Below are 23,277 nucleotides of genomic sequence, written 5' to 3' on the forward strand. Positions count from 1 at the left end.
AATTTAAAGGAAGAAATCCAGGCGGAAATAAATCGGTGCTTCACGTTCAGTGATCGGCCCCGGGCGTTCCAAAGAGTGTGCAAAGGTCACCGTGGCGGCGACGTTCTGGCTGCGCGCAAACAGCTCCACGGAGTTGCTGGTCATGCGTCCGTGTTGTTCGGCGTTGTAGCGGCCATGGCTGATCACGCCCTGGTCGTAGCCGAGGCTGGTACCGTATTCGCTGAACAGCGGCTGCAACCACGCGACGGTCACCGGGCGGCTCCAGCGCAGGTCATTGCGCCAGTAGCCGCCGCTGTCGCCGGACAGGCTTTGATCCTTGTAACCGCGAATCGACGACTGCCCGCCCAGGCTCATGCGCTGCGGGCTGAACAGCACATCTTCGCTGCGCTGGCCGGTCATCAGGGTGCTGAAACTGAACGACTCGCCCCACAGCTTGAACGGGTACAGATAGCTCACCGTCGCGGTGTATTTGCGGTAACGCGCATCGGCCTGGCCGGGGCGTGGGTTGTGATTGGCCTGGGCGTCGAACGCGCCAATGCCGTCCTGCATGCCCAGGTCGATGTTGAGGAATGAACCACCGATACGCCGGCCGTGATTGATGCCGAACTGGGCTTCGCTGAGGCGGTTGCTGCTCAGCGCGAGCTTGCTGTCTTCGATGAAGTTGTTGGTGCGCAGGTAAGCCACGCCAGTGCTGAGGGAGGTTTTGCTCAGGGCGTCGCGGTGGATCACGCGCTCCAGGCGCAGTTGGTGGTTTTGGCTGTCGCCCGACTGCTTGAAGTTGAAGCCGCTGGCCTGGGCCAGCGAGCGGTATTCGGTTTCGCTGTAGCTGTAATTGAGGTTCCACCAGCCGAACGGCAGGTTGTAATTGAGCATCGAGTTGCGCGAGGTTTTCTGGTGATCGCTGAGTGCATCGTGGCCGCCGCGCAGGGACAATTGATCGGCCAAGCCCAGCGGGTTATCCCAGTCCAGGCTGGCGCCCCACTGCTGTTCGCCAGTGCTGCGTTGGCCGCCGTTGTGACGAGACAGGCCGACGCGCCAAGGCTTTTGTGGGGTGTTCTTGACCAGTACGTCGCTGCCGCCGACGGCCTTACCCGGCGCCAATTCCATCTGCGCCTGGTTCGATGGCAGGCGGTTCAGTTGGTCGACCATCTGTTCGATCTCGCGCAGGTTAAGCAGGTCGCCCGGTTTGCCTGGGAAGCTCATGAACAGCTGGCGGTCGGTGATGCCGCTGCCTTCGGCGCCCTTCAAACTTTCCAGCTTGCCCTCGACTACTTGGATTTTGAGGATGCCGCTGGAGAGGTCTTGTTGTGGCAAGTACGCGCGGCTGGTCACCAAACCTTTGGCCAGGTAGCGGTCGGTGATGTCCTTGAGCAGTGCGTTGAGCTGGGGCACGCCAAGGCATTGGCCGATGTAAGGCTTGATCAGTTCGGCGCGCTCGCCCTCAGACAGGACATCGGCACCGGCAAGTTCAATGGTTTTGATCAGGAAGCAGCGGGTGTCTGCTGGCGCTGTTGGCTTGGCGGGGGCAGCGGCTTTGCCGGGCAGGTCCTTGAGCTCTTCGAGGCGACGTTGTTGCTCTTCGAGCAGGCGATCCTGGCGATCACGGATCAGATCGGTGACGCCCGGCGTGTTCTGCGGGGTAGCGCCTTGAGCTGTTCCAGCAAAGCCCAGGCAAAAAAAAGCGGACAGAAGGCAGAGCCTGGTCCGACGTACCGAACGCCACATTTAAGATCCCTCTATGTGGCCTTATGCCATCAATTGGCGGCGATCTTATGGTGGCGCTTTAATGGCGTCAATTAAATGTTAAAATTTCCTTCAACCGTGACAGTTGATCATTTTCAGCCTGGAAAAATAATTTTTTAAATCATCCACTTAACAAAAATTGCGAACCTGCAATCCAGGCCGGTACCTGGTAAAGCAACCAGGAGGTAAGTTCGCGCCTTTGGCTTGGCCGGCAGTTTTAATGGCAGAAAACTGCTCAATCTATGCCCTATCTGCACAGCTGGTTCGCGACCCCATCAAGCTCGCGATCAAAACCGGCTGTATCGGCAGCGCTTAAAAAGCCCTGTTTTGTGACGAGGTTGTCGGTTTGCAGTCGTACTCTACTGACCTGCTTAATCATGCCGCTCGCTTCAGCCTCGGTTATTTTTCGGCTTTTGCGCGAGGTACTGATATCGGCATTCAGAACGTTGGTCCGCATCGAGATGTGGGCTTGCCTGACATCAGTGATTTGACCTCCGGTCTGGCCCACCAATGCCCGTTGCTTCGTTACATCACAACTCGGCAGGTCCGGTGTTGATCCAGTTGCTTGAGCGTTGACGTGTGCACCGTCCGAACCTGGAGCGCCATCGACGCCTGGCGTATCACCAGCGCCTCCCGCGCCGCCGGAACCGCCTTTGCCGGGCACAGCGCCACTCCCACCCGCACCGCCGGCCCCTCCATTTCCACCCGTGCTGCCACCACTTCCTCCAGCGCCCCCATTACCGCCTGCTCCACCGTTTCCCGCCAACTGCTGCGGCGCAGGCGAGCCGGAGATAACGGACTCCTGCCCCACAGCGACACCAGTTGGATAAGCGTAAACAGATGAGCACACGGCGTACGCCATGCTTAAAGCCATGATGCTGGTGACTATTTTCATAGCGGCCCTCCGATCAGACCGGTTGGTTCGTTGCCCGGATGTTTTCACAGCAACAGTTGCTCATGTGAGGCCCCTCATGGCTGCCGATACGCCTTTTGTTTTATCAGCGCCGCAGAGCGACTATTGATGAGTGTCCACATCCTCAGCCGGATAAAATTCGCCCTCCTTGCCCATCTTTTTCAGGCGTTCGCGCGCGATCACCTCAACGCTGGCCACTGCCGCCTGGTCGTCAGGATTGACCAACTGCAAGCACAGGCGGCGGACATTCTGATCGTGGGTGCCCTCACTCATCATTTCGTGGGTGAAGACTTGTTCGCCGCGCCATAGGCATAGCTGGGTATGGGTTCCGCCGAGCCAGATCTCGTTGATTGATCCAAGGTCAGTGGTAGCCAGTTGATCCACGGTGATTGTCTTATCCATTGCGCTGTACCTTACCAATGATGGGTTACAGGTAGACTTACAGGCATAGCGGGTCGTTCCCGACATCGGCAGTTCAACCGCGTCAATGGTGGTGAGCAAGGCCCCGGATCAAGGTCAGACAATCAACGATTGAGCAGGGCAAGTCCGAACCGGGTGCAAATCCGCGCATAAAATCGTAATTTCACCGATTGGTGACATGACACCAATATGTCAGGAACAAGGTTCAAAGCCGTCCGGGCACGAAACGGCAACTGTTCGGGCACACGCTGCCTACTTATAAGGAGATACACATGAAACTGTACTTTGCTCCCATGACCTGCTCCCTGTCTCCCCACATTGTGCTACGGGAACTGGGCCTGCCTTTCGAGCTGATCCGGGTCAACAACAAGACCAAAGCCACGGCAGACGGCCACGATTTCCGCGACATCAACCCCAAGGGCTACGTCGCTGCATTGGTACTGGACAATGGCCAGGTACTGACTGAAGGACCGGCCATCGTTCAGTATCTGGCCGATCAGGTACCGGGTAACTCACTGGCACCGGCCAACGGCACCTGGGAGCGTGCGCGTCTGCAGGAACTGCTCAATTTCATCACTTCGGAAATCCATGGGGGCAGTGCGCCGTTGTTCAACGCCGATATCCCTGAGCCAGTAAAGGAGATCTTCCGTCAGAAACTGTTCAATCGTCTGGACTACTTGAACAAGTACCTGGCGCAAAAAGACTATCTGCTCACCACCTTCGGCCTCGCCGATGCTTACCTGTTTACCGTCCTGAAATGGCTGCCGTTTTTCAACATCGACATCAAAAACTGGCCGGAACTGGCCTCGTTCATGGAACGCATTGAGGCACGTCCAAGCGTGCAGGCCGCCATGGCCGCGGAAGAGGCGACTCAGCCGGTTTAATCAGAGATGACAAAAGCTGGTTGATGCCGGCTTCTGCCAAACTTCAATTTGGATGAAGCCCCTTATGCAGACAATTGAACGCGTCCCAAACGGCCACGTAGGACGCAGCCGATCCTGCGCCTACGCCGATATCGTTTACACCGTAGCCACCAGCGTGGACACCTCGCTGGACATCGTCGGCCAGACCCACCAGGCCCTAGCCGTACTGAGCACCAGCCTCGAAGGGATGGGTTCACACGCCTCGCGCATGCTGTCGGCGCAGGTGCTTTTAGCGGATTAGAGACGGCTTCATGCAGGTCACGCTGTGCGCTTTGATCACCCCGGAAAAATCCAAGGCAAAAAAAAGCCTGCATCGCTGCAGGCTTTTTCCTATCTGGCTCCACGACCTGGACTCGAACCAGGGACCCAATGATTAACAGTCATTTGCTCTACCAACTGAGCTATCGCGGAATGCGCCGTATGTTACTGATTGAAAAGGAGAAGTCAAGCCTTCTGTGGCGTTCCGGGTGATTAAACCGGACGGCCGGCTGAAAGCTGTTGCTCCTTGGCCAGGTCCAGCCAGGCGCGGGCCGCTGGCGGCAGGTGGGCATTTGCGCGCCAGGCCAGGGCGATGTGCCAGTCGGTGTGGGGTTCGTCCAGGGGGATCAGGGCGATGCCTGCGTGCTGGTGCGTGTGCGCCAGCATGCGCGGCAGGAAGGCCACGCCGAGTCCGGCCGCGACGAGGTCGACGATGAAGTCGATCTGGCCACTGCGCGCGGTCACCCGGGGGGTGACGCCTTTGTGTTCGCAGGCGGCGAGGATCTTGGCGTTCAGGGCGAAGCCGGCTTCGAACAGGATGAACGGCGAGTCCGCCAGGTCGGTGAAGTCGATACGGGGACGCTGGGCCAAGGGGTGGCTGATGGGCAGTACGGCCATCAGCGGTTCGTTGCGCACGGGCTGGTATTCAAAATCCTCATCAACCGGCAGCAGCAGCGCCGCCAGGTCGACCTCCCCCGCTTCCAGGCATTCACGCAGTCTTTTACTGCCATACTCGGTGAGTTCGATGTCGATCTCCGGGTAGCGGCTGCGGTAGGTGGCGAACATTGTCGCAAACAGCACACCGCAACCAACCGGTGGCAGGCCGATGCGCAGTTGGCCGCGCTTGAGGCCGCCCAGGTCGTTGATCTCGGCCACCAGGTCGGTGTGTTCGGAGAGCAGGACCAGGCCGCGACGGTAGGCGATTTCGCCGGCAGCGGTGAGTTCATTGCGGTGACCGAGACGGTTGAGCAGCGGCATGCCGAGTTCGTCTTCCAGGGTTCTGACCGCCTTGCTCACCGAGGACTGGGTCAAGGACACCACCTCGGCGGCCTGGGAAAAACCGCCCTGACGGACCACTTCGACAAATGCCCGCAACGTTCTCAGGTTCATCGGTATTCCTTCAGCGACTGGACGCTATTGATAAAAGTTGTTTTTATCATGCCAGATCTTTGCCTATCGTGATGCACCTTGCCCGTGGAGCCACTGTTCATGATCATCTCGTCCGCCTCCGATTACCGCGCAGCCGCCAAACGTAAGCTGCCACGCTTTCTGTTCGACTACATCGACGGTGGCGCCTATGCCGAACACACGATGCGCGCGAACAGCTCGGACCTGGCCGACATCAGCCTGCGCCAGCGTGTGTTGCGCAATGTCGATAACCTGAGCCTGAAGACCCAAGTGTTCGGCCAGGAGCTGGCGATGCCGGTAATCCTCAGCCCCGTGGGCCTGACCGGCATGTACGCACGGCGTGGCGAGGTGCAGGCGGCCAAGGCGGCGGCCAACAAGGGCATCGCGTTTTGCCTGTCGACGGTGTCGGTGTGTTCGATTGAAGAAGTGGCGTCCCAGAGCCCCCAGGCGATCTGGTTCCAGCTCTATGTGCTCAAGGACCGTGGCTTCATGCGCAATGCGCTGGAGCGGGCCCAGGCGGCCGGCGTTACTACCCTGGTGTTCACCGTGGATATGCCGACCCCGGGCGCGCGTTATCGTGACGCCCACTCGGGCATGTCCGGGCCGTACGCGGCAACGCGGCGCATGCTGCAAGCCGTCACCAAGCCACAGTGGGCATTCGATGTGGGCCTGATGGGCCGCCCTCACGACCTGGGCAATATCTCCAAGTACCTGGGCAAACCCACCACCCTGGAAGACTACGTCGGTTGGTTGGCGAATAACTTCGATCCGTCCATCAGTTGGAAAGACCTGGAGTGGATCCGCGAGTTCTGGAAAGGCCCGATGATCATCAAGGGCATTCTCGACCCCCAGGACGCCAAGGACGCGGTGAGCTTCGGCGCGGATGGCATCGTGGTGTCCAACCATGGTGGCCGCCAGCTCGATGGCGTGCTGTCCACCGCCAAAGCCTTGCCGGCGATTGCCGACGCGGTGGGCGATAACCTGACGGTGCTGGTGGACTCGGGCATCCGCTCCGGGCTGGACGTGGTGCGCATGCTCGCGCTGGGCGCCAAGGCCTGCCTGCTGGGACGCGCGCCGTCCTATGCATTGGCCGCCGATGGCCAGCATGGGGTGGAGAACCTGTTGGATATTTTCGCCAAGGAAATGCGCGTGGCAATGACATTGACCGGTGTAACCCGCATCGAACAGATTGATCGCAGCCAACTTTCCTTCAACTAGCCAAATAACTGGCGCCCGTAGGCAACGGCTGTTTTTAACGACAAAACAGCCGATTGATCTATAAGATTTTTATTCAATCAAAGGAGGGCACGAATCTCGCGCTAATCTGTTCCAAGCAGGTTAAGCAGTGACAAGACGTGCGGCAGTGCCCAGGGGTTATAACCCATTGCAAAGCGGTTTAGACTGTTTCCAATGTTTTACGGGACTGAAGGAACAGTAAGACGCTCGGCATTTGCCACGCTCATTGAGCCTGTAAGACAGCTATGTGCTTAGAGGCCGACCAGTTATGAAAACACCTACCCAGACCAATGCAATTGATTTCGACAATGCCAAATTGCAACGCTTGGGTTTTGGCCAACCGTCCCTCCTTCCCCGTCTCCCGCTCACGATTACCCAACTTCGCCAGCAACTGGGCCAGCAATTGCAGACCAGCCTGGAGCCGGATCGTCTTCTCGCTCTGTTCTTCCGTGACATCCAACGCCTGGTGCCTCTCGACGCCTTGCAATACCGACACGAAGCCAGCGACCTGCGCCTGGAGTTCGGCCAGCGCGGCCATCATTCGGTGAGCTATAGCCTCAGCCACGAAGGCGAGCACCTGGGCGAGCTGACCTTTCGCCGCAACCAACGTCTGAGCGATGAAGAACTCGACCACCTCGAATCCCTGCTGGCCACCCTGCTCTATCCGATGCGCAATGCCCTGCTCTACCGCGCCGCCACCCGCAGCGCCCTACGCGACCCGCTGACCGGGACGGGCAATCGCATTGCCATGGACCAGACGCTGCGGCGCGAAATCGAGATGGCGCGGCGTCACCTGAGCCCGCTGTCCTTACTGATGCTGGACATCGACCACTTCAAGATCATCAACGACACCCACGGCCATGCCGTCGGCGATCACGTGCTGCGCACCGTCGCCGCGGCAATCAAGAGCCAGCTGCGTAACGTGGACATGGTGTTCCGGTTTGGCGGGGAAGAGTTTCTGATCCTGCTGTCCAACACCAACCGGGAGGCGGCGGCGATGGTGGGTGAACGTCTGCGCCAGGCGATACAAGCCCAGGACCATGGGATGAACGACACGCAGATCGAATTGACGGTGAGCCTGGGTTGCTCGACCCTGTTGGCCGCCGAGACGGCCGACAGCCTGCTGCGTCGGGCCGATACCGCGCTGTATGTGGCCAAGCGCGAAGGCCGCAATCGCCTTGCAATGGCGGGGTAGAGCCCCCCGCCATTGCCTCACATCACGCCTCGCTGGCGACGCGCATCTGACGCTCGCGTACCGGTGCGGCCACGGGTTTGTCTTTCTCCAGGTGCATACAGCTTTCCAGGAACAGGTACATGTAGTCGTAGCTCTTGCACACGGCCTGGCGCAGTTCTTCCTGCAGGGCCTTGCTCGGGTTGGTCCCGGCCAGGGTGCAGATGATCTCCAGCGCTTCCCAAGGGTGGGCATCGTCGTACTGGGCATGCATCTTCAGCCACTTCATCGCACGCTTGCGCTCCTCTTCAGGAAAGGCCGCCGCGTAGACGCCGGTGGAACACACCACGGCAGACCACTCCCCAGTGGCCCCTTCGATTGCGTAATTGGTCGCGGCAATGGCCACGATCAGCGAATCGGCCGAACTGGTGTGCCAGCACCAATGACTCAGTGCATGCAGTTCCGGCGGCACGTCCTGTGCCTGCAGCTCCTCCAGGCTGACACCATGGGCGCGGGCCCAGTGCACCCAATAGTCGGCGTGGTTCAGTTCCACACGAATATTGCGCATCAGCCAGCGTCGCGCCATATCCTCCCCAGGATGGCGGGAAAACTTCGTCTTGGTGAGGTTCTGTGCCATGTACAAGGCAAACTGTTCCACCACGGGCCAGCCACCGATCAGGTAGTGGCGCATGGTCCGGGCGCTGAGCGTGTTATCACGCATGCGCTGGTACAGTTCGTGTTCGACAACCCGGCGCTTGCTCTCGCTACAGTCCTGGATCAGTTTTTGCGCCCAGGCTGGGTAACTCGAGGCTTCCATAAGCGGACCGGTTCTGTTGAATGTGTCGATCACTGTAACGCTCCTTTTTTAAGTGTGATTGGACAGATCAGCAAATGTTTCAGCGGAATGTGCCGGGCGCCTTGAATAACAGAGGCTGCGGCCGCGCAGGTCGACACTGCAAGCTATCAAAGGTAAACAATTGCGGTCGTTCAATCAGGTAGCCCTGAGCGTAATCCACACCTATCTCGAGCAACGCCTGCTCGATCTGCGGCGTTTCAACAAACTCGGCAATTGTGCGCTTACCCATGACATGGCCGATGTGGTTGATCACTTCGACCATTGCGCGGTTAATCGGGTCGTCCAGCATATCCTTTACGAAACTTCCATCGATCTTCAGGAAGTCTACAGGTAAATGTTTCAGGTATGCGAATGAGGACATTCCGGCGCAAAAATCATCAAGTGAAAAATGGCAACCTAAGGCTTTGAGTTCATTAATAAAACGAATTGCACTTCGCAAATTTGAAATTGCACTTGTCTCAGTTATTTCAAAACAAATCATTTCCGGCGGAATGCTGTAAGTCTCGAATTTCTCACGCAAAAAGCCTAAAAATTCATCGTCTCCAATAGTTATACCTGACAGATTAATCGCACACATGGCCATAGACCGGCCCGGACGCTCGTATATACAACGGGCAATAATCTTGAATACGTTTTCCACCACCCAACGATCCAGCGCGTTCATCAGGCCATAGCGTTCGGCGGCCGGAATAAAACTGTCGGGCAAGATGATTCGACCTGACTCGTCTTGCAACCGCAGCAGAATCTCGATATGCCCGTTGCCGCCCTCCGTGTGGCCCAGGGGGGCGATTTCCTGGGCGTACAGGCAGAAACGGTTTTCTTCCAGGGCCATGTGCAAGCGTTGCACCCAGGCCATCTCGCCAAAGCGCACGGACAGCTCGGAGTCATCGGCGTGATACACCTGAACCCGGTTGCGACCTTTCTCCTTGGCCATGTAGCAGGCCATGTCGGCGGCACGCAGTGAGGTTTCCAGGGTGGTCGGGGTGTTGCCGATGTGCACCAGGCCAATGCTGACGGTGGTCATGAACGGCCGGCCCTTCCACACAAAATGCAGGTTTTGCACGGTATGGCGCAGGCTCTCGGCGATTTTCTCCGCCACCGCCGCCGGGCAGTTTTCCAGCAGGATGCCGAACTCATCGCCGCCCAGGCGCGCCAGCGTATCGCCTTCGCGCAGGTCCGCTTGCAACAGTGCGCAGATATGCCGCAGCAATTCGTCGCCTGCCGCATGCCCGCACGTGTCGTTGACCAGCTTGAACTGGTCCAGGTCGAGAAACATCAATGTATGACGCCGGCCCTGCAGCTGCGCCGCCGGGTGCAAGACCTGCTCCAGGCGGAACTCGAACTCACGACGGTTGGCCAGGCCAGTCAACGCATCGTGCGTCGCCTGCCATGACAGGTTGGCAATGTACTGGCGCTCCTGGGTCATGTCGTGCAGTACCAGCACCACACCGTTGATCTTGCCGGCGCTGCGGATCGGCGCCCCCACCAGGGTCACTGACACCGTGCTGCCATCCAGCCGCTGGATCGTCTTGGAATGCTCGCTGCCACCACGCAAGCGTCCCCTGACGATGTGTTCGACCAGGGTAAGCCCGTCGGGCTGGGCATTCTCGTCCAGCAGGTTGAACAATGCCGCCAGGGGCAGGCCATGGGCCTGGGCCGAGTTCCAGTGGGTCAGCGCCTCGGCCGCCGGGTTCATATAAGTAATGGCACCGTTGACATCGGTGGTGATCACGCCGTCGCCTATCGACTCCAGGGTGATCTGCGCGCGCTCCTTCTCCTCCTGCAAGGCTTCGGCAAACGCGTGGCGCTGGGCCAGCAGCTTATGGGTGCGCAACAGCGCGAGCACAATCAGACCCAGGGCGGTCGCCAGGTTGGTGATCAGCAGCAACCGCAGGATCATGCGTGAGCCTTCGCCCAAGGCATCGCTGAACGCCTTGGCGGTCGGCGTCACGCCTTCGTTGATGGCGGTGATATGCGTTTTCCATTGGTGCACATCGTCGGCGCTGACCTGATTGGCGGAAATCGTGGCGTGCATCTCCCGGGCCAGGTCATCCAACTGGTCCAGGTAGGCATCGCCCACGGTCCACAACTCGATGGCTTTTTCCAGGTAGCTGAAATGCCGGAAGTTCAGGTACAACCAGATCAGGCTGGAGACGTCATCCGGGTGGTTGCCGCCCTTGAGGATGCCCAGGCGCGCGGCGGCACGGTCGGGAGTGGGACGGTCCAGGGCGATACGCAGCTCATGCCCGCCCTGGGGCACGGCGATGGCCTGCTGGTATTTGAGATAGGTAGCTGCATCGCGATTATCGGCGTACAGGGTGAGGTAATAGATGGCGTCTTTCTGGCCCTTGGACCACAAGCTCTCGCCGGCCACATAGCCACGCACCGCTGAAAGCACATAAAGACTGCCACCGCCTAATAATGCCTGGAACAGCACAACAGCGATAAAAGGCCAGACAATACCCAATAGCCGAGGCGTTCCGAAAGTCCGCTTTTGCTTCATGAAGTCCCTTGCACATGCACTGCTGGATACGCACGCGAAAACCCGCTCCCGATAGCTCAGCCCACGCTGAATCAACGCACTTGTTGCAGATGTCCATAGAGTTTGGCGTACAGGCCGCCATCGGCAATCAGTTGCTGATGGTCGCCATCCTCGGCTATATGACCACCGTCGAATACTAACACTCGATCAGCTTGTTTTACCGCCGACAAACGGTGGGCAATGATCAGTGTAGTACGGCCGCTGAGAAACCGCGCCAGCGCCTGGTGCAGGTTGTACTCGGTGGCGGCATCAAGGGCAGAGGTGGCCTCATCGAGGATCACCACCTTCGGTTCGGCCAGGACCATGCGCGCAATCGCCAGGCGCTGACGTTGCCCACCGGAAAATCGCACGCCAGAGCGCCCCACCACGCTGTCCAGGCCCTGGGGCAGCGCTTTGACCGTGGTCTCCAATTGGGCGATTTCAAGCGCCTGCCAGCAGGCTTGATCGGTGCGCTCGCGGCCCATGGTCAGGTTGGCGCGCACGGTATCGTTGAACAGTGCCGGGTGTTGCAGCACCACCGCGACGTGCTCGCGAATGGTTTCCAGGCCAATTTCCTGCTGGGTGGCCCCGCCGAACCGGATACTGCCGGCCTGGGGCGTGTAGAGCCCCAGCAACAGTTGCACCAACGTGCTCTTACCGCCGCCGCTGGCACCGACAATGGCAACCTTCTCGCCGGGCTCGATGCGCAGGTTCAACTGATCAAGCACCAGGTCATCGCCATACCCGAAGTCCAGGCCACGTACATCGATGCCCACGGTTTCATGCCCGCTGAACGGGTCGGTCCCACCGGCGTATTGCGGCTCGTCGGCACGCGCCAGTAATTCATTGATGCGGGTCAGCGCACCGCTGGCAGCGTAGTAGGCGTATTGCAGATTAAGCAGTTGCTCCACCGGGCCGATCATGAACCACAGGTAACTGAACACCGCGAGCATCTGGCCGATGGACAGGTCGGAAAACAGCACGGTCAGCATGGCCGCCGCGCGGAAGATGTCGATGCCGAACTGGAACAGCAAGCCGCTGGCGCGGCTGGAGGCGTCGGTTTTCCATTGCGAGTGAATAGCGTAGTCGCGCACTTCCAGGGCGCGCTGGCCCAGGCGCCCCAGGAAAAAGCCCTGGCGATTGCCGGCGCGCACCTCCTGGATGGCATCCAGGGTTTCGGTCAGCGCCTGGGTGAAGCGCGAGGTGCTGTCGTTTTCCAGTTTCTTCAGATGTTTGACACGCTTGCCCAACTGCACCGTGGCGTAGATCACCAACGGGTTGAACAACAGGATCAGCAACGCCAGTTGCCAGTGCATCCACACCAGGATCGCCGAGGTGCCGACCAGGGTCAGCATGGCCACCAGGAAGCGGCTGAGGGTTTCGCCGACGAACTTGTCCAGGGTGTCCAGGTCAGTGACCAGGTGGGTGGTGACCGTGCCGCTGCCCAGGCTTTCGTATTCGCCCAGGGAAATCCGCTTGAGCCGCTCGATCAGACGTACGCGGATGCGGTACACAATGTCCTTGGCCTGGCGCGCAAACAAGCGCGCCTGTACCACGTTGAATACCAACGCACCGCAACGCAGGGCCAGGGTCACCAGCAGCATCAGACCGATATAACCGGCGGCTTTCTGCCAGCCCAACGGCAGCGCGTGGTTCATCACCTTGAGCGCGGCATCGCCATGCCCCAGCAGCACTTCGTCGACCAGCAAGGGCAACAACAAGGGGATGGGCACACTGCACAGGGTCGCCAGCACGGCGACGCCATTGGCGATCCACAGGGACTTCTTGTGACGCAGGGCCAGGCGACGGATTTCCGCCCAGGTCAGGCGGTCAGTACGGTGAAGGTGTTCATGCACAGCTTGCTCGCTCCAGCCACCGACCCAATAAAGGCGACAGCTCGGACAGCGGCTGGTAACCGTTGGTCAGCAAGGCCAACTGGCCGTTGCGCTCTGCCAGCAGCGTTGGGAAGCCGGCAATGCCCAGGTCCTGAACCCACGTGAAATCTGCTGCCGTGGCGGCATGTTGCTCGGCACGGTCGAACTCACCGGCAAACTCGATGCGCGGTATGCCAGCCTGTTCAGCCAGCTCCACCAGCACCCTGGCCAGGGTCACGTCGCGCCCCTCGACATAAAATGCGTGCTGGATCAACCCCAGCAGCTTCCACGCACAATCCGGCGCCAGGCTACGCGCAGTGACAATGGCACGGCATGCAGGCTCGGTGTCGTAGACAAACCCCTCGGGCAACGCGCCTTCACGCTTGAACGGCTGGCCGGTAGCGTCGGTGACCGCTTGCCAGTGTTCAAGGATGTAGCGCCGGGCGGTCGGCTCCAATGCCGCGCCGCTGCCGGTGCGCAAGCCGCCCACCACCAGGTGCACGTCCACACCGGCGGCACGAGCCTGCTCGACCAACGCCTGCGCCACCGGCGCAAAGCCCCAGCACCAGGAACACATCGGGTCCATTACATAGAGCAGGCGCGCGGACATGGGTCAGGCCTCGGAAGGGGTTTGCTTGTAGTTGAAACCAATCGGGTGCGGCAGGTTGCGGGCCCTGGCCAGCTCAATCTGCTTTTGCCGGTCGATCGCGCTGCGACGGGTTTTTTCCGGCAGCTTATCCCAGCAATGCGGGCAACTGATACCGGCCACATAGTGCTCGGACGCGCGGTCTTCGACGCTCACCGGGGTACGGCAGGCATGACATTGATCGTAGTCGCCTTCGCTCAAGTCGTGGCGCACGGTGACGCGATTGTCGAACACAAAGCAGTCGCCCTGCCATTTGGTCTCTTCCTGCGGTACCTCTTCCAGGTACTTGAGGATGCCGCCCTTGAGGTGGTAGACCTCGTCAAAGCCTTCGCTGAGCATGTAGCTGGAGGCTTTCTCGCAACGAATGCCACCGGTGCAGAACATGGCGACTTTCTTGTGCTTGGCCGGGTCGAAGTTGGCTTTGATATAGTCGGGAAATTCTCGAAAACTGGTGGTTTTCGGATCGATCGCGCCTTCAAAGGTACCAATCGACACTTCGTAGTCGTTACGGGTGTCGATCAACAATACTTCCGGATCACTGATCAGCGCGTTCCAGTCCTGTGGCTCGACGTAGGTGCCGACCTGTTTGTTCGGGTCGACGCCTTCGACACCCAGGGTCACGATCTCTTTCTTGAGCTTGACCTTGGTGCGATAGAACGGTTGGTCGTCGCAGTACGACTCTTTGTGGTCGATGTCGATCATGCGTGGGTCGTTCTTGAGCCAGGCCATCAGGCCATCGATGCCCTCGCGGCTGCCGGAAACGGTGCCGTTGATGCCTTCTTCGGCGATCAGCAAGGTGCCTTTGATGCCGTTGTCGACCATCGCCTGCAACAGCGGTTCGCGCAGCGCGACGTAATCTTCGAGGGTGACGAACTTATACAGTGCCGCCACGACAATCGGTTGAGTCATGGGTGTTCTCTCCAGGTGGCTACCCTCGTAAGGGGTGAACCGGATAACGGCAGCTGCGAGTTTTTAGCTGCAAGCTGCAAGTAAAAGCAAAGCAAAAAAAACGCGCCGGCTGAGCGGCGCGTTGCGGATTCTATCAGGGATGAACCGTTAACTGTAGGAGCGAGCTTGCTCGCGAAGGTCGTGAACGATGACACGGATAACCTGGCGCCCAACGACGCTCTGAGTTTTTTCGCGAGCAAGCTCGCTCCTACAGTAGATTCAACATCAACCCGTCAATGGCCGCCGGCGCAGGTCGGCGAAGCCGGTGCCGCGTCGATTTGTGCCCATTCTTCAGGCGTGTAGGTGTGCAGCGCCAGCGCATGAAACTCGCTCATCAGGTCACCCAGCGTGGCGTAGACCTTCTGATGGCGCTTGACGCGGTTGAGCCCGTCGAACTGCTGGCTGACCAGCACGGCCTTGTAGTGGGTCTGCAACCCACGGCTGTGCATATGGCTTTCATCCAGCACGCTCAGGTATTGCGGGTCCAGGGCGGCGAGCGCCGTTTCGATACGCTGTTGCATGGTCATTCCTGCTTACTTCTTCTTGGCCGGTGCGGCTTTAGGCGTCAGCTCGTTGGTCATGTCTTCCAACAGCTTGTTGACCACCGGCACTGCGCTTTCCAGCTTGGCCTGGGTCATCTGGGCCGATTGCTGGGTCAGCTGTGGCATTTTTTCCAGGACTTTCTTGCCCAATGGCGACTGGTAGAACGCAACCAGGTCCTTGAGCTCGGACTCGCTGAAGTTGGTGGTGTAGAGCTTGACCATGTCCGGCTTCAGCTTCGGCCAGCCGATGGCCTGGTCCAGGGCGGCGTTGGCCTTGGCCTGATAGCTGTCCAGCACCGACTGCTTGGTGGCGGGCGCCTTGGTCTGTTCGAAACGCTGGGCGAACATTTGCTGCACTTGCATGTACACCGGGGTACCCAGCTTGTCGGCGTGGGCCAGGGTCAGGAAGGCTTCGGCACTGGCGTTGTGGCTGGCGGTATCGGCAAAAACCTGGCCGCTGGCGCAAACCAGTGCAACCGCGGTACAGATGGCACGAAGACGAGTCATCGAGTTTCCTTTTCTACAGGCGAGGTAAGACCCCAAGGGCGCCCATTCTGCGCCTAACGAAGCCCGGGGCTCAACCCCACCCCCTCAGGGGCCCCGGTTTTACTGGGTGCGGCCGTACAAACACAGATTTGGGGAACCCAAGGCGGCAGCCAGGGCCTAAACTGACCCATCACGACTGGATAAGGAAGGTGCCCGATGAGCCGTATCGAAACCGACAGCCTGGGAGAAGTTCAGGTCCCGGATGACGCGTACTGGGGCGCACAGACCCAGCGTTCGCTGGTCAACTTCGCGATTGGCGAGCAACGTATGCCGCTGGCGGTGTTGCATGCACTGGCCCTGATCAAGAAGGCCGCAGCACGGGTCAACGACCGTAACGGCGACCTGCCCGCCGATATCGCCCGCCTGATCGAACAGGCCGCCGACGAAGTGCTCGACGGTCAACACGACGACCAGTTCCCCCTGGTGGTGTGGCAAACCGGCAGCGGCACCCAGAGCAACATGAATGCCAACGAAGTGATCGCCGGCCGTGCCAATGAGTTGGCAGGCAACCAACGCGGCGGCAAGAGCCCGGTACACCCCAACGATCACGTCAATCGCTCGCAAAGCTCCAATGACTGCTTCCCCACCGCCATGAGCATCGCGGCGGTGCAGGCGGTGCACGGGCAATTGCTGCCGGCAATCGCCACGCTCTCCGGTGGTCTGGCCGAACTGGCCGCGCGGCATATGAAGCTGGTGAAAACCGGCCGTACCCACATGATGGACGCCACGCCGATTACCTTTGGCCAGGAACTCTCGGCGTTTATCGCTCAGCTCGATTACGCCGAACGCGCGATCCGCGGCGCCCTGCCCCAGGTGTGCGAGCTGGCCCAGGGTGGCACCGCCGTCGGCACCGGGCTCAATTCGCCCCATGGCTTTGGCGAGGCGATTGCCTCCGAGCTGGCGGCGCTCTCGGGCCTGCCGTTCGTCACAGCGCCAAACAAGTTTGCCGCCCTCTCCGGCCATGAGCCGCTGGTGACCCTGCACGGCGCGCTGAAAACCCTCGCCGTGGCGCTGATGAAAATCGCCAACGACCTGCGCCTGCTGGGCTCGGGCCCGCGCGCCGGGCTGGCCGAGGTGAAGCTGCCGGCCAACGAACCGGGCAGTTCGATCATGCCGGGCAAGGTCAACCCGACCCAGTGCGAAGCGCTGTCGATGCTGGCCTGCCAGGTCCTGGGCAATGACGTGACCATCGGTATCGCCGCCAGCCAAGGGCATCTGCAGTTGAACGTGTACAAGCCGGTGATCATCCACAACCTGCTGGAGTCGGTCCGCCTGCTGGCCGACGGCTGCAATAACTTCCAGGAACATTGCATTGCCGGCCTGGAGCCGGATGCCGAACAGATGGCCGAGCACCTGGAGCGCGGGCTGATGCTGGTCACGGCGCTCAACCCGCACATCGGCTATGACAAATCGGCGGAGATCGCCAAGAAAGCCTATGCCGAAGGGCTGACGCTACGGGAAGCGGCGCTGGAACTGGGCTACCTCACCGACGCGGAGTTCGACCAGTGGGTGCGCCCGGAAAACATGCTCGAAGCCGGGCACTAAGACGCCAGGCGCGCACGCCGGGCCTTGAGCCCGGCAAACAATGAAGGGGCCAGCGCGACAGTCGCCGACCCGATCACCACAATCAGCGCCCCGGCATAGCCCAGGGCGTTGATCTCTTCGGCCTGCACAAAGTCAGGCCACAGCCACGCCGCCAACGCCACCGCGACGAACGTCACCAACGGCGTGAGCGCCAGGGTCGCACTCACCCGCGAGGCCTCCCAATGGGCCAGCGCTTCGGCAAACGCACCGTAGGCCACCAGGGTATTCATGCAGCACGCCAGCAACAGCCAGCCTTGCAGCGGGCTCAGTTGCAGCGCCTCCAGCGGATGCGCCCAGGGCGTGAGCAGCACAGCGCATGACAGGTAGATCACCATCATCACCTGCAGCGAATTCCACACCGTCAGCAATTGCTTCTGGCCCAGCGCATAGAACACCCAGATCGAAGTGGCGAGCAGAACCGTCAGCACGCCGGCGGTGTAAGTGCCCAGGGACGTCAGCAACTCCACCAGGCGCTGGTTGAAGAACAGACCGAAACCGGCGATCAACACGATCAAGCCAAGCACCTGGCCACGGCTGAAACGCTCCTTGAACACGAACACGCTGGCGACCATCAGGAAGATCGGGCCCATCTGCACCACCAGTTGCGCGGTACCGGGACTGAGGCTCTTCAGGCCCACCAGGTACAACACGTAGTTGCCCACCAGGCCGCACACGGCCATCGCCACCAGCCAGCCGCCCTTGGGGCCGAGCACCTTGCGGCTGGGCAAGCGCCGGGTGGCGGCCAGGTAGATGAACAGGCAACTGCCGGCCACCGTCAGGCGAAACCAGGTGACGGTGATCGGGTCCATCACTTGCAGCACTTGTTTGAGTTTGACCGGAAGAATGCCCCAGAGCAGCGCGGTCAGCAGGGTCAGGAAAAAGCCGTAGACCCAGCGGCCGGAAGAAATATGCATGAGCGCCCCAGAAAGCCAGAGGTGGAGGAGCAGGCATTCTAGGGGGACCAAGGGGTGCCTTGGCGAGTGATTTTTTCCGACACCCCACATTGACCGTTTGCGCTCAATGAAATCTAACGTACGGCCTCAAACAGCCCGGTGGCGCCCATCCCACCGCCCACGCACATGGTGACAATGCCGTAGCGCAGGTTGCGCCGTTGCAACTCACGCACCAGATGCCCGACCTGGCGCGAGCCGGTCATGCCGAACGGATGGCCGATGGAAATCGAGCCGCCGTTGACGTTGTATTTGGCATTGTCGATTTCCAGGCGGTCACGCGCATACAGGCATTGGGAGGCGAACGCCTCGTTGAGCTCCCACAGGTCGATATCCGCCACCTTCAAGCCGCGCGCCTTGAGCAACTTGGGGACCGAGAACACCGGGCCGATACCCATCTCGTCCGGCTCGCAACCGGCCACGGTAAAACCGCGGAAAAACGCCTTGGGCTTGAGCCCCAGGGCCAGGGCTTTTTCCAGGCTCATCACCAGCGTCATCGAGGCACCGTCGGACAACTGCGACGAGTTACCCGCCGTCACCGAACCGTCCTCGGCAAACACCGGCTTCAACCCCTGCAAGCTGGCCAGCGTGGTCTCGGGGCGGTTGCAGTCATCGCGCTCGACCACGCCCTCCAGGACCTGCACCGCGCCTGTGTGCTTGTCCTCAACCTTGTATTTGACCGCCATGGGCACGATTTCATCGTCGAACAGGCCGTCCGCCTGGGCCTGGGCCGTACGCTGCTGGCTCTGCAGGGCGTACAGGTCTTGTTCTTCGCGGCTGACGTTGTAGCGGCGCGCGACGATCTCGGCGGTCTGGCCCATGGGCAAATAAATGCCCGGCACCTGCGCCTTGAGCAGCGGGTTGATCAGGTTGTCGGTGTTGACGCTTTTCAGGGTCAGGCTGATGGATTCGACGCCGCCGGCGACAATGATGTCGCTGCACCCCGAAGCGATCTGGTTGGCCGCAATGGCAATCGCCTGCAAGCCCGAGGAACAGAAGCGGTTGAGGGTCATGCCCGCCGTACCGGTGCCCAGTTGCGACAGCACCGCCACATTGCGCCCGATGTTGTAGCCCTGGGCGCCCTCGTTGGAGCCGGCGCCGACGATGCAGTCCTCCACCGTGGCCGGGTCGATGCCGTTGCGGGTCAGCAACGCGTTGACGCAATGGGCGGCCATGTCATCGGGGCGGGTCTGGTTGAACTTGCCGCGAAAGGACTTGGCCAGGCCGGTTCGCACGCTGTCGACGATCACTACTTCACGCATGGGCTACCTCGATCTTGTGGTTGGGAGAGGGATCGAGGATAGATCCAGCCCTGCCCAACCGCGACGATCATTCACCCCATGGATAGGCTTACTTCTTCTTGCCTTTCCTGTCGTGCTTGTCAGACCGGGCGAACGCCTCTTCCAGGGCCAGGTTGATGGTGCGCAACACCTTGACCCGCGCCCAGCGCTTGTCGTTGGCTTCCACCAGGGTCCAGGGCGACACTTCGGTGCTGGTGCGATCGACCATATCGCCCACGGCGGCGCGGTAGTCATCCCATTTTTCGCGGTTGCGCCAGTCGTCCTCGGTGATCTTGAAGCGTTTGAAGGGGATCGCCTCACGGGCCTGGAAGCGCTCCAGTTGGGTCTGCTTGTCGATGGCCAGCCAGAACTTGACCACGATGACCCCGGCGTCACGCAGTTGCTCTTCGAAGTCGTTGATCTCGCCATAGGCACGCATCCAGTCGGTCGGCGTGCAGAAGCCTTCGATGCGCTCGACCAGCACGCGGCCGTACCACGACCGGTCGAACACGGTGAACATGCCGCGCGCCGGGATCTTCTGCCAGAAGCGCCACAGGTAAGGTTGAGCACGTTCGTCTTCGCTCGGCGCAGCAACCGGTACGATGTGGTACTGACGCGGGTCCAGTGCCGCCGCAACGCGCCGAATCGCCCCGCCCTTGCCTGCCGCGTCATTGCCTTCGAAGACGGTCACCAGCGCGTGCCTGCGCATGCGTTTGTCGCGCATCAGGCCAGATAAGCGTGCCTGCTCGGTAATCAGTTGCTCTTCATAATCGTCCTTGTCCAATTGCAAGGTCATGTCGAGGCTGTCCAGCAGGCTCTTCTGGTCGACCGAAGCCAGCAACGGCGCGGGGTTCATGCCGCTGGGGCGGCTCTTGGACAGCTTCAAGGCGTTTTGCATGCCTTCGAGCAGAATCTTGCCCACGGTGAGACCACGGTAATACGGGTCGACCCCTTCGATCACATGCCACGGCGCATAGTCACGGCTGGTGCGGCGCAGCACGCGCTCGCCGAAACGCACGAACTTGTCGTAGGTCTCGGACTGCTGCCAGTCCAGCGGGCTGATGCGCCAGCTGTGCAGCGGGTCGTCGGCCAGGGCCTTGAGCCGTGCCTTCATTTGCTTCTTGGACAGATGGAACCAGAACTTGAAGATCAGCGCGCCTTCGTCGCAGAACATCTTCTCCAGGCGCTCGGCGCCGGCAATCGCCTGGTCGAGGCGGGCGTCCTTGATCTGCCCGTGCACGCGGCTTTGCAGCATCTGGCTGTACCAGTTGCCAAAAAATACGCCCATGCGCCCCTTGGCCGGCAATTGGCGCCAGTAGCGCCAGGCCGGCGGGCGCGCCAGCTCTTCATCGGTCTGCTGGTCGAAGGTGCGCACCTCGATCAACCGCGGGTCCATCCACTCGTTGAGCAGCTTGACCGTCTCGCCCTTGCCCGCGCCTTCAATGCCGTTGATCAGGATGATCACCGGTATGCGTTTTTGTTGTTGCAGTTCGTACTGCACCTCCAGCAGCGCTTCGCGCAGGGCCGGGACTTCGGCGTCGTAGGTGTCTTTGTCGATGGCGTGACCAATTTCGGCAGATTCGAACATGGGCGGCTCCGTTGCAGAATTGAGCAAGACTAGCGGATTGGGCAACACCGCGCGGCAGGAAATTCCACCTGCACTTGCCGTGGGTCAATTCAAAGCTTGTTGATCGGCTAGAATGGCCGCCTGGCCTTTGCCTGTTTTTATTTTCCTGAGCCGCCCATGCCCCCCGTATCCCACGCCCAGCTCGACTGGGATGAACAAGGTCGCCCGCATTCGCGGGTGTTCGACGACGTGTACTTTTCCGACCAGTCGGGCCTTGAAGAAACCCGCTATGTGTTCCTTGAACAGAACCGTTTGCAGGAGCGCTTCGCGGCGCTGCCGGCGGACGGCAGGCTGGTGATCGGCGAAACCGGCTTTGGCACCGGCCTGAACTTCCTGTGCGCCTGGCAGCTGTTCGACCAGCACGCGGTGGCTGGCGCGCGCCTGCACTTTGTCAGCGTGGAAAAATACCCGCTGAGCCACGCCGACCTGCAACGCGCCCTCGCCCTCTGGCCGTCACTTGCGCCATTGGCAGAACAACTGCTGGCGCAGTACGTCGCCCTGCACCAGGGTTTCCAGCGCCTCGTGCTGGACGGTGGCCGCGTGACCTTGACCCTGCTGGTCGGCGATGCCCTGGAGCAGCTGCCGCAACTGGACGCGCAGGTCGACGCCTGGTTTCTCGATGGGTTCGCGCCGGCGAAAAACCCCGACATGTGGACCGCCGAGCTGTTTGCCGAACTGGCGCGGCTGGCGGCGCCGGGCTCGACCCTGAGCACCTTCACCAGCACCGGCTGGGTGCGCCGCCTGCTCAATGCCGCCGGTTTCAAGATGAAGCGCACGCCAGGGATCGGCCATAAATGGGAAATCCTGCGCGGTGAATTCCTCGGCTGGCCCGAGCAAACCCCGAGGCCCGCCGCCACCGTCCCGTGGTTTGCGCGCCCCGCGCCGCACACTGGCGAGCGTCACGCCCTGGTGATCGGAGCCGGGCTGGCCGGCTGCGCCACTGCCAACAGCCTGGCGGCCAGGGGCTGGCGAGTCAGCCTGCTGGAGCGCCACACGGCCCTGGCCCAGGAGGCTTCGGGCAACCCGCAAGGGGTGCTGTACCTCAAGCTGTCGGCACACGGCACCGCGTTGTCACAGTTGATCCTCAGCGGTTTCGGCTATACCCGACGCCTGCTGGAACACCTGCAGCGCGGTGTCGACTGGGACGCCTGCGGCGTGCTGCAACTGGCGTTCAACGCCAAGGAGGCCGAACGCCAGGCACAACTGGCCGCGGCCTTTGCCCCGGAACTGTTGCGCCAGGTCGATGTTACGCAGGCGCAAGCCTGCGCCAACGTGCCCTTGGACCAGGGCGGGTTGTTTTTCCCCGAAGGCGGTTGGGTGCACCCTCCGGCCTTATGCGCCTGGCAAGCCCGCCATCCGGCAATCGAACATTGCCTTCATCAGGAAGCGCTGACCTTGCAGCGCATCGACGGTCAATGGCAGGCCTGGGACGCCGACACCCTGCTGGCCAGCGCGCCGGTGGTGGTGCTGGCCGGCGCCGCCGAGATCAAGCGGTTCCCCTTCAGCGCCGGGTTGCCGCTCAAGCGTATCCGCGGGCAAATCACGCGCTTGCCCCTCACCGCCGACAGCCAGCGTTTGAGTACGGTGGTGTGCGCGCAAGGCTATGTCGCCCCCGCACGCCTGGGCGAACATACCCTCGGTGCCAGCTTCGATTTCAATAGCGATGACTTGACCCCGACCCCTGCCGAACACGCTGGCAACCTGCAATTGCTGCGCGAAATCTCCACCGGGTTGCTGCACGCGCTGCAGGCCGACAGCCTGCCGATCGAGACCCTGGAGGGCCGCGCCGCGTTTCGTTGCACCAGCCCCGACTACCTGCCGATTGTCGGCCCGCTGGCCGAGGCGTCGGCCTTCGCCACGGCGTACGGCGTACTTGCCAGGGATGCCCGCCAAGTACCTGATACGCCCTGCCCCTGGCTGGAGGGTGTGTATGTCAACAGCGGCCATGGTTCACGCGGCCTGATCACCGCGCCGCTGGCCGCGGAGCTGCTGGTGGCGTGGCTGGAAAACGAACCACTGCCGCTGCCCGCCGCGGTTGCCCACGCCTGCCATCCGAACCGCTTTGCACTGCGCGAGCTGATCCGTGGCAAAAACCGCCAGGCGCCGTGAGT

At 61.0% G+C, this 23,277-nt stretch carries 20 protein-coding genes and 1 tRNA gene; 6 read left to right on the forward strand and 15 right to left on the reverse strand.

Going from position 1 to position 23,277, the window contains the following annotated elements; all coding sequences use genetic code 11:
• Window positions 1-3: 3 nt before the first annotated feature.
• The 3 genes from AB4O05_RS23595 to AB4O05_RS23605 all read right to left on the reverse strand — a co-directional run bounded on the left by AB4O05_RS23595 (window position 4) and on the right by AB4O05_RS23605 (window position 3,058).
• On the reverse strand, window positions 4-1,725 hold the full coding sequence (locus tag AB4O05_RS23595) for a ShlB/FhaC/HecB family hemolysin secretion/activation protein (RefSeq protein WP_460164807.1): 1,722 nt from the start codon (window positions 1,723-1,725) through the stop codon (window positions 4-6).
• Between the two features lie 265 nt (window positions 1,726-1,990).
• Window positions 1,991-2,638 (reverse strand): hypothetical protein, encoded by a 648-nt coding sequence (locus AB4O05_RS23600; RefSeq protein ID WP_460135025.1) that lies wholly within the window; start codon window positions 2,636-2,638, stop codon window positions 1,991-1,993.
• 120 nt (window positions 2,639-2,758) lie between these two features.
• Entirely contained in the window at window positions 2,759-3,058 is a 300-nt protein-coding gene (locus AB4O05_RS23605) for a hypothetical protein (RefSeq protein WP_460135024.1), read from the reverse strand.
• Between the two features lie 290 nt (window positions 3,059-3,348).
• On the opposite strand from AB4O05_RS23605, the gene gstA reads away from it, so the two are divergent.
• Window positions 3,349-3,960 carry a glutathione transferase GstA gene (gene gstA, locus AB4O05_RS23610; protein WP_460135023.1) on the forward strand — a complete coding sequence of 204 codons (612 nt, stop codon included), beginning with the start codon at window positions 3,349-3,351 and terminating at the stop codon, window positions 3,958-3,960.
• A 64-nt stretch (window positions 3,961-4,024) separates the two neighbouring features.
• Window positions 4,025-4,240, forward strand: coding sequence for a RidA family protein (locus AB4O05_RS23615; RefSeq protein WP_460135022.1), 216 nt, complete (start codon window positions 4,025-4,027; stop codon window positions 4,238-4,240).
• 94 nt (window positions 4,241-4,334) lie between these two features.
• Here AB4O05_RS23615 and AB4O05_RS23620 read toward each other — a convergent pair.
• A tRNA-Asn gene (locus AB4O05_RS23620) sits at window positions 4,335-4,410 on the reverse strand.
• A 60-nt stretch (window positions 4,411-4,470) separates the two neighbouring features.
• Window positions 4,471-5,367, reverse strand: a complete 897-nt coding sequence (locus AB4O05_RS23625; RefSeq protein ID WP_460135021.1) for a LysR family transcriptional regulator — start codon at window positions 5,365-5,367, stop codon at window positions 4,471-4,473.
• A 99-nt stretch (window positions 5,368-5,466) separates the two neighbouring features.
• On the opposite strand from AB4O05_RS23625, the gene lldD reads away from it, so the two are divergent.
• Together lldD and AB4O05_RS23635 are read left to right on the forward strand one after the other, a co-directional pair.
• Window positions 5,467-6,603 carry an FMN-dependent L-lactate dehydrogenase LldD gene (gene lldD, locus AB4O05_RS23630; RefSeq protein ID WP_460135020.1) on the forward strand — a complete coding sequence of 379 codons (1,137 nt, stop codon included), beginning with the start codon at window positions 5,467-5,469 and terminating at the stop codon, window positions 6,601-6,603.
• A gap of 286 nt (window positions 6,604-6,889) precedes the next feature.
• Complete coding sequence (locus tag AB4O05_RS23635; RefSeq protein WP_460135019.1) at window positions 6,890-7,816, forward strand: GGDEF domain-containing protein; 927 nt, start codon at window positions 6,890-6,892, stop codon at window positions 7,814-7,816.
• Between the two features lie 22 nt (window positions 7,817-7,838).
• On the opposite strand, the gene AB4O05_RS23640 is transcribed toward AB4O05_RS23635, so the two are convergent.
• The 7 genes from AB4O05_RS23640 to AB4O05_RS23670 all read right to left on the reverse strand — a co-directional run bounded on the left by AB4O05_RS23640 (window position 7,839) and on the right by AB4O05_RS23670 (window position 15,686).
• A complete protein-coding gene (locus AB4O05_RS23640) occupies window positions 7,839-8,642 on the reverse strand; it encodes a TenA family transcriptional regulator (protein ID WP_460135018.1) in 804 nt (267 codons plus the stop codon).
• A 46-nt stretch (window positions 8,643-8,688) separates the two neighbouring features.
• Window positions 8,689-11,151: an EAL domain-containing protein gene (locus AB4O05_RS23645; RefSeq protein WP_460135016.1), complete on the reverse strand. Its 2,463-nt coding sequence runs from the start codon at window positions 11,149-11,151 to the stop codon at window positions 8,689-8,691.
• 71 nt (window positions 11,152-11,222) lie between these two features.
• A complete protein-coding gene (locus tag AB4O05_RS23650) occupies window positions 11,223-13,025 on the reverse strand; it encodes an ABC transporter ATP-binding protein (protein ID WP_460135014.1) in 1,803 nt (600 codons plus the stop codon).
• Window positions 13,018-13,653 carry a DsbA family protein gene (locus tag AB4O05_RS23655; protein WP_460135013.1) on the reverse strand — a complete coding sequence of 212 codons (636 nt, stop codon included), beginning with the start codon at window positions 13,651-13,653 and terminating at the stop codon, window positions 13,018-13,020. Before AB4O05_RS23655 ends, AB4O05_RS23650 begins: the two co-directional genes overlap by 8 nt.
• A 3-nt stretch (window positions 13,654-13,656) precedes the next feature.
• Window positions 13,657-14,598, reverse strand: a complete 942-nt coding sequence (trhO, locus tag AB4O05_RS23660; RefSeq protein ID WP_460135012.1) for an oxygen-dependent tRNA uridine(34) hydroxylase TrhO — start codon at window positions 14,596-14,598, stop codon at window positions 13,657-13,659.
• A gap of 272 nt (window positions 14,599-14,870) precedes the next feature.
• Window positions 14,871-15,164 carry a BolA family protein gene (locus tag AB4O05_RS23665; RefSeq protein ID WP_460135010.1) on the reverse strand — a complete coding sequence of 98 codons (294 nt, stop codon included), beginning with the start codon at window positions 15,162-15,164 and terminating at the stop codon, window positions 14,871-14,873.
• Between the two features lie 6 nt (window positions 15,165-15,170).
• Window positions 15,171-15,686, reverse strand: a complete 516-nt coding sequence (locus tag AB4O05_RS23670; protein WP_460135009.1) for a DUF2059 domain-containing protein — start codon at window positions 15,684-15,686, stop codon at window positions 15,171-15,173.
• 195 nt (window positions 15,687-15,881) lie between these two features.
• Between AB4O05_RS23670 and AB4O05_RS23675 the strand changes: the two genes are divergently transcribed.
• The gene (locus AB4O05_RS23675) at window positions 15,882-17,270 is read left to right on the forward strand and encodes a class II fumarate hydratase (protein WP_460135008.1); all 1,389 of its coding nucleotides are present in this window, start codon (window positions 15,882-15,884) and stop codon (window positions 17,268-17,270) included.
• Here AB4O05_RS23675 and AB4O05_RS23680 read toward each other — a convergent pair.
• The 3 genes from AB4O05_RS23680 to pap all read right to left on the reverse strand — a co-directional run bounded on the left by AB4O05_RS23680 (window position 17,267) and on the right by pap (window position 21,127).
• Window positions 17,267-18,223: a DMT family transporter gene (locus AB4O05_RS23680; RefSeq protein WP_460135007.1), complete on the reverse strand. Its 957-nt coding sequence runs from the start codon at window positions 18,221-18,223 to the stop codon at window positions 17,267-17,269. The genes AB4O05_RS23675 and AB4O05_RS23680 overlap by 4 nt on opposite strands.
• Before the next feature lie 113 nt (window positions 18,224-18,336).
• The gene (locus AB4O05_RS23685; RefSeq protein WP_460135005.1) at window positions 18,337-19,521 is read right to left on the reverse strand and encodes a thiolase family protein; all 1,185 of its coding nucleotides are present in this window, start codon (window positions 19,519-19,521) and stop codon (window positions 18,337-18,339) included.
• A gap of 88 nt (window positions 19,522-19,609) precedes the next feature.
• Entirely contained in the window at window positions 19,610-21,127 is a 1,518-nt protein-coding gene (gene pap / locus AB4O05_RS23690) for a polyphosphate:AMP phosphotransferase (protein WP_460135004.1), read from the reverse strand.
• Window positions 21,128-21,283: 156 nt separating this feature from the next.
• On the opposite strand from pap, the gene mnmC reads away from it, so the two are divergent.
• Complete coding sequence (gene mnmC, locus AB4O05_RS23695) at window positions 21,284-23,275, forward strand: bifunctional tRNA (5-methylaminomethyl-2-thiouridine)(34)-methyltransferase MnmD/FAD-dependent 5-carboxymethylaminomethyl-2-thiouridine(34) oxidoreductase MnmC (protein WP_460135003.1); 1,992 nt, start codon at window positions 21,284-21,286, stop codon at window positions 23,273-23,275.
• The last annotated feature ends 2 nt before the right edge of the window (window positions 23,276-23,277 follow it).

Source organism: Pseudomonas sp. S1_G07 (assembly GCF_054668565.1).